The organism is Pseudomonas sp. GW823-FHT02E01 (genome assembly GCF_058797535.1).
The window spans coordinates 460217-474121 of sequence record NZ_JBXAJS010000001.1 but is presented as its reverse complement, the minus strand read 5'-3'; the positions used below and the strand labels follow the sequence as shown (position 1 = coordinate 474121).

General features: G+C 60.2%; 11 protein-coding genes. All 11 read right to left on the bottom strand.

Translation table 11 applies throughout. The features are described from left to right. Positions 1–12: 12 nt before the first annotated feature. Entirely contained in the window at positions 13–1020 is a 1008-nt protein-coding gene (gene nuoH / locus AC1RDQ_RS02190) for an NADH-quinone oxidoreductase subunit NuoH (RefSeq protein WP_090456620.1), read from the bottom strand. Then, positions 1017–3731 carry an NADH-quinone oxidoreductase subunit NuoG gene (nuoG, locus tag AC1RDQ_RS02185; RefSeq protein ID WP_218496202.1) on the bottom strand — a complete coding sequence of 905 codons (2715 nt, stop codon included), beginning with the start codon at positions 3729–3731 and terminating at the stop codon, positions 1017–1019. Before nuoG ends, nuoH begins: the two co-directional genes overlap by 4 nt. 136 nt (positions 3732–3867) lie before the next feature. Next, the gene (gene nuoF / locus AC1RDQ_RS02180) at positions 3868–5223 is read right to left on the bottom strand and encodes an NADH-quinone oxidoreductase subunit NuoF (RefSeq protein WP_057714158.1); all 1356 of its coding nucleotides are present in this window, start codon (positions 5221–5223) and stop codon (positions 3868–3870) included. Further along, positions 5220–5717, bottom strand: a complete 498-nt coding sequence (gene nuoE / locus AC1RDQ_RS02175) for an NADH-quinone oxidoreductase subunit NuoE (protein WP_008020715.1) — start codon at positions 5715–5717, stop codon at positions 5220–5222. Before nuoE ends, nuoF begins: the two co-directional genes overlap by 4 nt. A gap of 2 nt (positions 5718–5719) precedes the next feature. After that, entirely contained in the window at positions 5720–7504 is a 1785-nt protein-coding gene (gene nuoC, locus AC1RDQ_RS02170) for an NADH-quinone oxidoreductase subunit C/D (protein ID WP_492586115.1), read from the bottom strand. Positions 7505–7576: 72 nt separating this feature from the next. Beyond that, entirely contained in the window at positions 7577–8251 is a 675-nt protein-coding gene (locus tag AC1RDQ_RS02165; protein ID WP_046037844.1) for a NuoB/complex I 20 kDa subunit family protein, read from the bottom strand. Positions 8252–8261: 10 nt separating this feature from the next. Next, entirely contained in the window at positions 8262–8675 is a 414-nt protein-coding gene (locus AC1RDQ_RS02160; RefSeq protein ID WP_003223812.1) for an NADH-quinone oxidoreductase subunit A, read from the bottom strand. A gap of 644 nt (positions 8676–9319) precedes the next feature. Next, positions 9320–10645 (bottom strand): isocitrate lyase, encoded by a 1326-nt coding sequence (gene aceA, locus AC1RDQ_RS02155; RefSeq protein WP_034146910.1) that lies wholly within the window; start codon positions 10643–10645, stop codon positions 9320–9322. A gap of 473 nt (positions 10646–11118) precedes the next feature. Beyond that, a complete protein-coding gene (locus AC1RDQ_RS02150; RefSeq protein ID WP_057714160.1) occupies positions 11119–11880 on the bottom strand; it encodes a secretin N-terminal domain-containing protein in 762 nt (253 codons plus the stop codon). 362 nt (positions 11881–12242) lie between these two features. After that, positions 12243–12668: a GNAT family N-acetyltransferase gene (locus tag AC1RDQ_RS02145; protein WP_057714161.1), complete on the bottom strand. Its 426-nt coding sequence runs from the start codon at positions 12666–12668 to the stop codon at positions 12243–12245. Continuing rightward, positions 12661–13830, bottom strand: coding sequence for a ribosomal protein uL16 3-hydroxylase (locus AC1RDQ_RS02140; protein WP_057714162.1), 1170 nt, complete (start codon positions 13828–13830; stop codon positions 12661–12663). Before AC1RDQ_RS02140 ends, AC1RDQ_RS02145 begins: the two co-directional genes overlap by 8 nt. Positions 13831–13905: the final 75 nt, after the last annotated feature.

Sequence of the window (13905 nt, the reverse complement as noted above, 5' to 3'; positions counted from 1 at the left end):
GATTCTCTATCCTCACTGAGCCGCGACGGCGGGCGTGTTGAGCAACACGATCGCAGCGGTCACCAGCATGTTGACGAGGGTCAGCGGCAGGCAGAACTTCCAGCTGAAATCCATCACCTGGTCATACCGTGGGCGCGGAATCGAAGCGCGCAACAGGATGAACATCATGATGAAGAACGCGGTTTTCAGTGCGAACCAGATGAACGGGATCTGCGGCAGGATGCCGAACGGACCGTGCCAGCCACCGAAGAACAAGGTCACCAGCAGCGCCGAGATCAGCACGATGCCGATGTACTCGCCGACGAAGAACATGCCCCATTTCATGCCGGCGTATTCAATGTGGTAACCGTCTGCCAGTTCCTGTTCCGCTTCCGGCTGGTCGAACGGGTGACGGTGAGTCACGGCCACGCCAGCGATGAAGAAGGTCAGGAAGCCGAAGATCTGCGGAATGATGAACCACAGGTTCTGCGCTTGATATTCAACGATGTCGCGCATGTTGAACGAGCCGACCTGGATCACGATGCCCATCAGCGACAGGCCCATGAACACTTCGTACGACACGGTCTGCGCCGAGGCGCGCAAGCTGCCCAGCAGGGCGAACTTGTTGTTGCTCGACCAGCCGGCGAACAGCACCGCGTAGACCGACAGGCCAGCCATGGCGAAGAAGAACAGGATACCGATGTTGATGTCCGCCACGCCCCAGGTCGGGGTGATCGGGATGATCGCGAAGGCAATCAGCAGGGCGCTCATGGCCACTACCGGTGCCAGGGTGAAGATCATCTTGTCGGCGAATGGAGGCGTCCAGTCTTCCTTGAAGAACATCTTGATCATGTCGGCGGCGATCTGGAACGCGCCGAACGGACCGACGCGGTTCGGACCGTAACGGTCCTGCCAGAGGGCGAGCAGACGACGCTCGACCCAACTCAGCAGGGCACCGCAAACCACCACGGCGAGCAGAATCACCACGGCCTTGAGGACCGTGATGATGATGTCGATCACTTCAGGAGTGAACCAGGTCATTGAGCTGCCTCCTGCAGACCGTCAACGGATTTGCCAAAGATCGCTGGCGGAATGCCGGCGATGCCCGCAGGCAGTGCCACCAGACCGGCGCCCAGCTCTTCGTTGATGCGCAGCGGCAGACGCAGGGTCTGGCCAGCGACATTCAAGCTCAGCATCGCGCCGTCATTGACACCCAGGCGGTCGGCTTCGGACTTGGCCAGCGACACGTAGGCGGCCGGGATGCGTTCCTGAACCGGAGCGGCTTTCGAAGAGTTCTCTTCGCTGCCGAACAGGTGGAAGAACGGCACGACTTGCCAGGTGCCTTGTGCCGGGTTGAACGCGCGCGGAACACTGGCGAACCAGTTCAGCGAGTCACCGCTGCTTTCGATCAGGCGGGTGCCCGGGTCGCCAGCGCGGATGTGACCACCGACTTCGTCCTGGAACTTGTTCCAGGCCTGCGGCGAGTTCCAGCCCGGAGACCAGGCGAATGGCACTTGCTGACGCGGTTCGACCGAGCCCGAGTAACCTTCCATCGAGAAGTTGAACGCGGTGTCGTTGTCTTGCGGGGCACGCGGTTCGTGCACGTTGATGTCAGCGCGCATGGCGGTACGACCGGAGTAACGCAGCGGTTCGCGGGCCAGTTTCATGCCCTTGATGCGGAACGCGGCGGACGGTGCGGCATCGACGATGCGATTCAGGATCGAAGTGCTGGAAGCGACGGCGGCGGTGGCGTGGTCCAGTTGGGTCCAGTCGATCGGCTGGTTCAGCAGGGTCGCGCGCAGGGCATGCAGCCAGCGCCAGCCTTCGTGAACCAGGATGCTCGCGTCCATGTACTTCGGATCGAAGACCTGGAAGAAGCGCTGGGCGCGGCCTTCCTGGCTGACCAGGGTGCCGTCGCCTTCAGCGAAGCTGGCGGCTGGCAGAACCAGGTGCGCGCGATCGCTGGTGGCAGTCTTCTGATGGTCGGCGACGATCAGTACTTTGGCGGCGGTCAGGGCGGCATCGACCTTGGCCTTGTCGGTACGGGTATACAGATCGTTTTCCAGCACGACGATGGCGTCGGCACGGCCATCGATCACGGCTTGCAGCGCGGCGTCGACCGATTCGCCACCGAGCATGGCCAGGCCGAGGCTGTTGGCCTCTGGCACGATCAGGCTGATGGAACCGTTCTTCTCGCGCAGCTTCAACGCTTTGGCGATGTTCGCAGCAGCTTCGATCAACGCCTTGGAACCCAACGAGGTACCGGCAATGATCAATGGACGCTTGGCAGCGAGCAGGGCGTCGGCAATGCGCTTGGCCAGTTCGAGTGCTTCAGCATCCAGGCCTTCAACGGCCGGAGCGCTGGCGTCGAGGGCGTGAGCCACGGCGAAACCGATGCGGGCCAGGTCGTCTGGAGCGGCGTGAACGCATTCTTCAGCGATGTCGTCGAGCTTGGTTTCAGCCAGGCTGGCGATGAACAGCGGGTTCAGCGCGTGCTGGCCGATGTTCTTCACCGCGGCGTCGAGCCAAGGCTGGACGCGCATGGCGTCGGCCATGTCTTCGGCCTTGCCCTTGACCGATTGACGCAGGGACAGCGCCATGCGCGCAGCAGTCTGGGTCAGGTCTTCACCGAGGACGAACACGGCGTCGTGGTCTTCGATGTCGCGCATGTTCGGTACTGGCAGCGGGCTGTCTTTGAGCACTTGCAGGACCAGGCGGATACGCTCCAGCTCGGCAGCTTCGATACCGGAGTAGAAGTGCTCGGCACCGACCAGTTCGCGCAACGCGTAGTTGCTTTCGAGGCTGGCGCGGGGCGAACCGATACCGACGATGTTGCGACCGCGCAGCAGGTCCGCGGCTTTATCCAGCGCTTCGTCGAGGCTCAGCTTGGTGCCGCCCGCCAACTGCGGCTGGCGTGGGCGGTCTTCGCGGTTGACGTAGCCATAGCCGAAACGGCCACGGTCGCACAGGAAGTACTGGTTCACCGAACCGTTGAAACGGTTTTCGATACGACGCAGTTCGCCGTAACGCTCGCCCGGGGAGATGTTGCAACCGCTGGAGCAGCCATGGCAGATGCTCGGCGAGAACTGCATGTCCCACTTGCGGTTGTAGCGCTCGGAGTGAGTCTTGTCGGTGAACACACCGGTCGGGCAGACCTCGGTGAGGTTGCCGGAGAACTCGCTTTCCAGGGTGCCGTCTTCAACGCGACCGAAGTACACGTTGTCGTGGGCGCCAAACACACCAAGATCGGTGCCGCCGGCGTAGTCCTTATAGAAGCGCACGCAGCGGTAGCAGGCGATGCAGCGGTTCATTTCGTGGGAAATGAACGGGCCCAGTTGCTGGTTCTGGTGGGTACGCTTGGTGAAGCGGTAACGGCGCTCGTTGTGGCCGGTCATTACCGTCATGTCTTGCAGGTGGCAGTGACCGCCTTCTTCACAGACCGGGCAGTCGTGAGGGTGATTGGTCATCAGCCATTCGACAACACTGGCGCGGAAGGCCTTGGATTCTTCATCTTCGATGGAGATCCAGGTGTTGTCGGTGGCAGGGGTCATGCAGGACATCACGATACGACCACGGGTGTCGTTCTCGTCGGTGTACTGCTTGACCGCGCACTGGCGGCAAGCGCCAACGCTGCCGAGGGCAGGGTGCCAGCAGAAATACGGAATATCGAGGCCCAGAGACAGACATGCCTGTAACAGGTTGTCTGCCCCATCGACTTCGAGCGCTTTGCCGTCTACGTGGATAGTGGCCATGGTTCAAAGTTCTTCGTTGGCCCGGTGTCAGCGGGCGTGGCTAATGGAATCTTGTTATCCGCGTGAATCAACACAGCCGTTAAAGGCGTCATCACACGAAAAGCGAAGGGCACGGACCCTTCGCTTTTTTAAGCGTTTACGCGCCGACTACGATCGGCCTTGCCAGAGGCGGGACGGCGGCGCTGACTGGCGCGATACCGGCTTCGAACTCATGGCGGAAGTATTTGATTGCGCTGCCCAACGGCTCCACGGCGCCCGGTGCGTGAGCACAGAAGGTCTTGCCTGGGCCGAGGAAACCGACCAGACCCAGCAGGGTCTCGATGTCGCCTGGCTGGCCCTCACCGTTCTCGATGGCCATCAGGAGCTTGACGCTCCATGGCAAGCCATCGCGGCAAGGGGTGCAGAAGCCGCAGGATTCGCGGGCGAAGAACTGCTCCATGTTGCGCAGCAGGGACACCATGTTGACGCTGTCGTCCACCGCCATGGCCAGGCCGGTACCCATGCGGGTGCCCACTTTGGCGATGCCGCCGGCGTACATTTGCGCGTCCAGGTGTTCCGGCAACAGGAAACCGGTACCGGCGCCGCCAGGCTGCCAGGCCTTGAGCTTGTAACCGTCGCGCATGCCGCCGGCGTAGTCTTCGAACAGCTCGCGACCGGTGACGCCGAACGGCAGTTCCCACAGACCCGGGTTCTTGACCTTGCCGGAGAAGCCCATGAGCTTGGTGCCCATGTCTTCGCTGCCTTCGCGAGCCAACGATTTGTACCAGTCCACGCCGTCGGCAATGATCGCCGGCACGTTGCACAGGGTTTCGACGTTATTCACGCAAGTCGGCTTGCCCCACACGCCAACGGCGGCAGGGAAGGGCGGCTTGGAGCGCGGGTTGGCGCGACGGCCTTCGAGGGAGTTGATCAGTGCGGTTTCTTCACCGCAGATATAACGCCCGGCGCCGGTGTGAACGAACAGCTCGAAATCAAAACCCGATCCCAGGATGTTCTTGCCCAGCAGGCCGGCTGCCTTGGCTTCTTCCACAGCACGGTTCAAGTGCTTGGCGGCGGTGGTGTATTCGCCACGCAGGAAGATGTAGCCACGGTAGGTTTTCAGTGCGCGGGCACTGATCAGCATGCCTTCGATCAGCAGATGGGGCAGTTGCTCCATCAGCATGCGGTCTTTCCAGGTGTTGGGCTCCATTTCATCCGCGTTGCACAGCAGGTAGCGGATGTTGATGGATTCGTCCTTTGGCATCAGGCCCCACTTCACGCCAGTGGGGAAGCCTGCACCGCCGCGGCCTTTGAGGCCGGAGTCTTTCACGGTCTGGACGATGTCGTCCTGGGCCATGTCGGCGAAGGCCTTGCGCGCAGCGGCGTAACCGTTCTTGGCCTGGTACTCGTCGAGCCATACGGCTTCGCCGTCGTCACGCAGACGCCAGGTCAGCGGGTGAGTCTCGGCCGAACGCTTGATGCGGTTGGCCGGACCGAAGGAAGTCAGGGTCATACGTAGCCCTCGAGCAATTTGGCAACGCCTGCAGGCTGCACATCACCGAAAGTGTCGTCGTCGATCATCAACGCCGGCGCCTTGTCGCAGTTGCCGAGGCAGCAGACCGGCAGCAGGGTGAAACGACCGTCGGCGGTGGTCTGACCCAGGCCGATGCCGAGCTTGCTCTGGATTTCGCTGACCACGGACTCGTGGCCGCCGATGTAGCAGACCATGCTGTCGCAGACGCGGATGATGTGACGGCCCACTGGCTGACGGAAGATCTGGCTATAGAACGTCGCCACGCCTTCAACGTCGCTGGCCGGGATGCCGAGGATCTCGCCGATGGCGTACAGGGCGCCGTCCGGCACCCAGCCGCGTTCCTTCTGGACGATCTTCAGGGCTTCGATCGACGCCGCGCGCGGGTCTTCGTAGTGATGCAGCTCGTGCTCGATGGCCGAGCGCTCGGTTTCACTCAAGGTGAAACGGTCTGTCTGGATAAGCGTGCTGTTCATGCTTAGCGGTCCACGTCGGCCATAACGAAATCGATACTACCCAGGTACGCAATCAAGTCCGCGACCATGCTGCCTTTGATCACCGAAGGGATCTGCTGCAAGTGCGGGAAGCTTGGGGTACGAATCCGGGTGCGGTAGCTCATGGTGCCGCCATCGCTCGTCAGGTAATAACTGTTGATGCCCTTGGTCGCTTCGATCATCTGGAAGGATTCGTTGGCCGGCATGACCGGGCCCCACGAAACCTGCAGGAAGTGCGTGATCAAGGTTTCGATGTGCTGCAGGGTGCGCTCTTTCGGCGGCGGCGTGGTCAGCGGGTGATCCGCCTTGTACGGGCCTTCCGGCATGTTGCGCAGGCACTGGTCGATGATCCTGATGCTCTGGCGCATCTCCTCGACACGCACGATGCAGCGGTCGTAGGCATCGCCATTGGCGGCCAGCGGCACTTCGAATTCGAAGTTCTCGTAGCCCGAGTACGGACGCGCTTTACGCAGGTCGAAATCGCAACCGGTCGAACGCAGGCCGGCACCGGTGACGCCCCATTCCAGGGCCTCTTTGGTGTTGTAGTCGGCGACGCCGATGGTCCGGCCACGCAGGATGCTGTTGTCCAGTGCGGCTTTCTGGTATTCGTCCAGACGCTTGGGCATCCACTCGACGAAATCCTTGACCAGTTTTTCCCAACCACGCGGCAGGTCGTGGGCGACGCCACCGATGCGGTACCAGGCCGGGTGCAGGCGGAAACCGGTAATGGCTTCGATCACCGTGTACGCGCGCTGGCGGTCGGTGAAGGTGAAGAACACCGGGGTCATGGCGCCGACGTCCTGGATGTAGGTACCCAGGAACAGCAGGTGGCTGGTGATCCGGAAGAACTCGGCCATCATGATGCGGATGACGTCGACCTTCTCCGGTACCTTGATGCCGGCCAGCTTCTCGACCGAAAGCACGTACGGCAGGTTGTTCATCACGCCGCCGAGGTAGTCGATACGGTCGGTGTACGGGATGAAGCTGTGCCAGGACTGACGCTCGGCCATCTTCTCGGCACCACGGTGGTGGTAACCGACGTCCGGTACGCAGTCGACGATCTCTTCACCGTCCAGTTGCAGGATGATGCGGAACGCACCGTGCGCGGACGGGTGGTTCGGGCCGAGGTTGAGGAACATGTAGTCCTCGTTCGGGCCGGAACGCTTCATGCCCCAGTCTTCCGGCTTGAAGCGCGCGGACTCTTCCTCGAGCTGTTGCTTGGCCAGGTTCAGGGTGAACGGGTCGAACTCGGTGGCACGGGCCGGAAAGTCCTTGCGCAGCGGGTGACCTTCCCAGGTCGGCGGCATCATGATGCGCGACAGGTGAGGGTGACCTTTGAAGTCGATGCCGAACATGTCCCAGACTTCACGCTCGTACCAGTTGGCGTTCGGCCAGATGCTGGTGACGGTCGGCAAGTTGAGGTCGCCCTCGGACAAGGCAACCTTGATCATTACGTCACTATTACGTTCGATCGACATCAAGTGATAGAACACGGAGAAGTCGACGCCGTTCGGCAGCCCTTGACGCTTGGTGCGCAGACGCTCGTCCACGCCGTGCAGGTCATAGAGCATGACGTACGGCTTGGGCAGGTTGCGCAGGAAGGTCAGGACTTCGACGAGTTTGGCGCGGGCAACCCAAAGCACCGGCATGCCGGTACGGGTCGGCTGGGCGGTGAACGCCTCCGGGCCAAAACGGTTGTTCAGTTCGACGACCACATCCTGGTCGTCTGCCTTGTAAGGCGGGATGTACAGAGCACTGCCTGTAGTCATGGTTATTTATCGCTTTCGGTCAACGTAAAGAATGAAGCCAGGTTCTCGTTCTATTTAAGAAGCAGATCTGGATCAGACTTCGTCGGGGCTGCGCAGGTTGGTGACTGCGATTCGCTGTTCGCGGCGCTTTTCCTTCTCGGAAGGCATCTCGGCGCGATAGACGCCTTGATCACCAACGACCCAGGAAAGCGGGCGACGCTCCTGTCCAATCGACTCCTGCAACAGCATCAAGCCTTGCAGGAAAGCCTCAGGGCGGGGCGGGCAGCCAGGCACGTAGACGTCCACGGGCAGGAACTTGTCCACCCCTTGAACGACGGAGTAGATGTCGTACATGCCACCGGAGTTGGCGCACGAACCCATGGAGATGACCCATTTAGGTTCGAGCATTTGCTCGTAGAGACGCTGAATGATCGGCGCCATCTTGATGAAGCAGGTACCGGCGATAACCATGAAATCCGCCTGGCGCGGCGATGCCCGGATAACCTCGGCGCCAAAGCGCGCGATGTCGTGGGGCGCCGTGAAGGCGGTGGTCATTTCCACGTAGCAGCACGAAAGACCGAAGTTATACGGCCACAGGGAGTTCTTGCGCCCCCAGTTGATCGTGCCGTTAAGCACGTCTTCGAGCTTGCCCATGAAAATGTTTTTGTGGACTTGATCTTCTAACGGATCGGAAACGGTTTCCCGCTGGCCAATCGGATACTGCTCGTTAGGAGCATCGGGGTCGATCCTGGTGAGATTGTATTGCATTGCCAAAGCCTCATTGTTTCAGCTTCGCTTGCCGCTTGCGCCGAGCTTCCGGAGCCCAGTCAAGGGCGCCCACTCGGAATAGGTAGACAAGGCCTGCCAACAGAATTGCTATGAAAACGAGAGCTTCGACGAATCCGGTCCAGCCGCTTTCGCGGACGGACACAGACCATGCAAAGAGAAAGAGGGCTTCGATATCGAAGATCACGAACAACATCGCGACCAGATAGAATTTGGCTGAGAGCCGCAAGCGGGCGCCACCTGTAGGTAGCATGCCGGACTCGAACGGTTCGTTTTTGCTGCGGCCCCAGGCTTTTGACCCAAGGAGGCTGGAGACGCCCAGCATGAAGGCACAGAGGCCGACGACGCCTAGAAGGAAAATGGCAAAGCCCCAGTTGTGGGCCATGAGTCCTGTCGCTTCGGGCATGCTGGTAATCCTTAACAGAGAGCAAAGGTCTCTGAGCTTGAAAAGAAACAAAAGCAGTGACGATATGTCGCAGCAATCAATCCCGCTGATTTTATGGCTAAACACCCGGCAAGTAAAATTCCTATAGCGAAATTATTTATAGGAATAAGGACATAGCGCGCTTCAAAAGCCCCGCAGGCCTTGCGCCTTGGGCATTAGCCGGCATTTCGTCAATTATGTTTTGTAGGGAATGTAACGAACATAGTTGGCGCTAAATGATAATCAATATTGTTTGGCTTGGTTTTTAAACTGCTTATCCTTCGGATACTCCGGAAGTTGTCTTATATGGGCGTTACAGCAAGTAGCGGCGGAGAGCGTTTTAGCGGATTTTTCTGACGGTCGTAGCGCTCTGGATCAATGTTTTTCCAGGTCGCCACCATCCCCTGTAGGAGCGAGCCTGCTCGCGATGGTGGTCAACGATGACGCTGGGGGCCTGAAACCCAGCGGCGTCCTCAGGTTCATCGCGAGCAGGCTCGCTCCTACAGAGGGGCGCTCATTGAATCGCAGGCAAAAAAACGCCCCGAACCAGTCGGGGCGTCAGAGGTGCAGCGCTGCGGTTAGCTTTCTATTCGGCCCGCAGCGGCTGATGTCTCAGGTGAAGCAGATCAGTGGAACTGTTCTTCTTCGGTCGAACCGGTCAGTGCGGTTACCGAGGACGAGCCACCCTGGATCACGGTGGTCATGTCGTCGAAGTAGCCGGTGCCCACTTCCTGCTGGTGCGCCACGAAGGTGTAACCCTTGGAAGCGTCAGCGAATTCCTGCTCTTGCAGCTTCACGTAGGCAGTCATGTCGTTGCGGGCGTAGTCGTGCGCCAGGTTGAACATGCTGTGCCACATGTTGTGAATGCCGGCCAGGGTGATGAACTGGTGCTTGTAACCCATGGCGGACAGTTCGCGCTGGAACTTGGCGATGGTCGCGTCGTCCAGGTTTTTCTTCCAGTTGAAGGAAGGCGAGCAGTTGTACGACAGCAGTTGGTCCGGGTATTCCTTCTTGATCGCTTCAGCGAAGCGACGAGCCTCGTCCAGATCCGGCTTGGCGGTTTCGCACCAGATCAGGTCGGCGTACGGAGCGTAGGCCAGGCCACGAGCGATGGCTTGATCCAGGCCGGCGCGCACTTTGTAGAAGCCTTCCTGGGTACGTTCGCCAGTCACGAATGGCTGGTCGTACGGGTCGCAGTCGGACGTCAGCAGGTCAGCGGCGTTAGCGTCGGTACGGGCCAGGATGATGGTCGGAGTACCGGCAACGTCAGCAGCCAGGCGAGCAGCGGTCAGCTTCTGTACGGCTTCCTGGGTAGGAACCAGTACCTTGCCGCCCATGTGGCCGCATTTCTTCACGGAAGCCAGCTGGTCTTCGAAGTGAACGCCGGCGGCGCCTGCTTCGATCATGCTCTTCATCAGCTCGTAAGCGTTCAGTACGCCACCGAAACCGGCTTCGGCGTCAGCCACGATTGGCGCGAAGTAGTCGATGTAGCCGTCGTCGCCCGGGTTCTTGCCGGCTTTCCACTGGATCTGGTCGGCACGACGGAACGAGTTGTTGATGCGCTTGACCACGGTTGGAACCGAGTCCACCGGGTACAGCGACTGGTCCGGGTACATCGATTCGGCGGAGTTGTTGTCCGCAGCCACTTGCCAGCCAGACAGGTAGATCGCCTGGATGCCGGCCTTGACTTGTTGTACAGCCTGGCCGCCGGTCAGGGCGCCCATGCAGTTGACGAAATCTTTCTCAGGACGGAAGGCTGGCTTGGCACCCTGGGTCACCAGGTTCCACAGCTTCTCGGCGCCCATTTTTGCAAAGGTGTGCTCAGGTTGAACCGAGCCACGCAGGCGGACGACGTCAGCAGCGGAGTAAGTGCGTGTCACGCCTTTCCAGCGCGGGTTTTCAGCCCAGTCTTTTTCGAGGGCTGCAATTTGCTGTTCGCGTGTCAGTGCCATGGGAGATAAACCTCGTCGCGTCTTTATGAAAAGTTGTTCTGCGGTGGAAAATTCCTGCGCTCGCTGACCAGAAGCTTAAGCGGTCAAGTCGGATTCGGCGGGGAGGGCGACGGGATGAACGATCGGCTCGAGGGGAAGTGAGCAGGTAAAGGCGAACTGCGGGCGCATTCGGGCGTCGTGGGCCTTGGTGCGAACATCAGTGTGGTGCCGGGTTACCTATTACGCTTCCGTCCCTCGGGACAACTTCGTTCCAGTCGACAACCTCGTCAAACACACCTTGTGGGCGGTACAGACACGAAGCGGTTCGCGGGGTAGGTGCGAACATCGCCTCGAAGGCCCTTGCCAGGGCCTCTGATTAGCGGGAGCGAGGCCATCATGCCTTCGCTTTTTTGGCTCGTCAAACGTTTTGTAGTGCTTTTTTTCAGGCACTACATCTTTGGTCTAATACGACTCGTCAGTCAGTTTTTGGTGCTTTAGTCCAAGGTGTCGACTTTCACCCGCAAAGTCATGTCGTTGCGGCTCTGGGTCGAGTAGCTGCGGGTCAGGCCCTGTTTGTCGGCCTGGGTCTGGCCGTTGACCCCGGCCAGCAGGATCCACTCACCGAGGTGGCCGGTGACGGTTGTGTCGGTGCTTTGTACGTTCACTACATCGGGACGTTCCTGGCTCATGCGGTCACGGTTGGTACTGATCGACAGATGAACGATGTCGCCGGTGACGTTTGCGGTGACGTAGAAGCCCTGAGTGACGTTGCGGTATTCGGTCTGGCTGCGCAGGTCGCCGTAGGAATCGGTCTGCGAACTGGTCAGCGGCACGCTCTGGCCGACCTGGATCAGCGCCGGTGTGCCTTCGCTGGCCTGCACCTGCTGAATGCCGCCGTCACGAGTGTCGGTGGTGTAGTTGATGATGCGGGTCTGGCTTGGCTTGGCGCCGTTCACCGAATGACCCTGGTCACCCTGGAAGTTGTTGTCGCTGGTGTCGACGGTGATCAGCAAGCGCTTGGGTGCGGTGTCGAGTTGGGAAAGAAGGGCTTTAAGTTCGTCGATCTTGCGTTGATCGGCGTTGACGATCAATTGATTACCGTAGGCGCTGACCTGTCCGTCCTTGCCGACGAAATCCTGCGCCACCGGCAGCAGGTCGGCACTGGTGTGGTATTTGAGGGGGATGATTTCTGTGGCAGCCAGCACCGAAAAACTACAGCCGAGCAGTAGGGTGGTGAGCAGGGTGCGTAGGGACATGTCCGTTATCTCCGCGTTCTAAAGGCTTGATATTGCCACTTTGTCGGCCCGGGGTTTGTAGGAGCGAGCTTGCTCGCGATGGGCGTGAACGATAATGCTGGAAGTCTGACACCCTCGCGGCGTTCTCAAGACCATCGCGAGCAGGCTCGCTCCTACAGTTTGTCGGCCCGGGGTGGGGTAAGTTGAATCGTAGACAGCAAAACGCCCCGGCATCTGGAGATGGCGGGGCGTTTTGTGGTGTTTCGTCGGGCCTCATCGCGAGCAAGCTCGCTCCCACAGGGATCGATGGTGTTGCTGAAATCTTCAGCAACTCACAAATCCAATGTGGGAGCGAGCTTGCTCGCGATGGCGGCACCTGGGCCTTATGCCGAATGGCGAACCATGTCCACGTGCGGAATCCCGGCTTCCAGGAACTCCTCACTGACCATGTGAAAGCCCAGCCGCTCATAGAACGCCGTGGCTTGTACCTGGGCGCTGAGCATCTGCTGCTTCAGCCCGCGCTCTTCGGCTTCACCAATCACTGCGTGCATCAGCGCATCGCCGACTTTCAGGCCGCGCCAGTCCTTGAGTACCGATACCCGGCCGACGTGACCGTCAGGCAGCAGGCGGGCGGTGCCAATCGGAAAGTCGCCTTCGAGGGCGAGGAAATGCACGGCCGTTACATCATCGGCATCCCATTCCAGCTCGGGCGGAACGGATTGCTCGGCGACGAACACCGTCTCACGAATGCGCCGGATCTCGGCGTTGTCCTTCTGCCAGTCTGCGACACGTACGTGAATCTTATTCATCGGCAAACCCCAGGCTTCCTTGCTTGACCAGTTCGCACAGCAGCCCGCGACCGTCTTCGTCGCTCAGCCAGTCGCCAAGGTTGTCGGCGTGCAGCGCGTCGGCGGCGCAGATCATCTTCAACAATTCGCGCAGTTTGCCCGGCAGGTAACGGCTCTGGCCGCTGGCGAACAGCAGCAGGTCGTCATCGACTTCAGACCACGCCAGGCGTGCGCTCGGGTTGCGAATCAGGATCGCGCCTTGTTCCAGGGCGGACATGAAGTCCTCTTCTTCGACGTCTTCCGGGCCCACCACCAGTTCCGGGTAGCGTGGCTCGGTCATGAACTGGCCGAACCAGGTCAGCAGCAGGCGCTCGTCGCTCATGTGCTCGGCCAGCAGGCCTTTGAGGCGGTCGAGTGCGTCGCGCTGGATCTGGTGAGGGTCGGCGGCCGGCAAGGCGTCGGCGTCGGTGTAGCGTTCTTCGTCCGACAGGAACTGGCTGAGGAAGTCGGTGAAGTGGGTCAGCACTTCAGCGGCGCTCGGTGCGCGGAAGCCGACCGAGTAGGTCATGCATTCATCAACGGCAACGCCGCAATGGGCCAGGCGCGGTGGCAGGTAGAGCATGTCGCCCGGTTCCAGCACCCATTCATCGGTGGCTTCGAATTCGGAGAGGATGCGCAGGTCGGCGTGGGCCAGCATCGGGCTCTCGGTGTTGCACATCTGGCCGATCTTCCAGTTGCGCTTGCCGTGGCCTTGCAGCAGGAACACGTCGTAGTTGTCGAAGTGCGGACCAACGCTGCCACCCGGTGCGGCGTAGCTGATCATCACGTCGTCGATGCGCCAGCTCGGCAGAAAGCGGAAGTTTTCCAGCAGTTCGCTGACTTCCGGGACGAACTGATCCACGGCTTGAACCAGCAGGGTCCAGTCAGTTTCAGGCAGCTTGCTGAATTCATCTTCGGCGAACGGGCCGCGACGCAGTTCCCACGGGCGCTCGCCATTCTCGATGATCAGTCGCGATTCGACTTCTTCTTCCAGCGCCAGGCCGGCCAGTTCGTCGGCGTCGATCGGGCTTTCGAAATCAGGAATGGCCTGACGGATCAGCAGCGGCTTTTTCTGCCAGTAGTCGCGCAGGAATTCCCGTGCCGTGATGCCGCCCAGAAGTTGAAGAGGAATATCAGGATTCATGTGTAACCTATTGAAAAAATGCACTTTTCAGACGGGAATAAAAACGCCCGGCGCGGCCGGGCGTCTTATATAGGG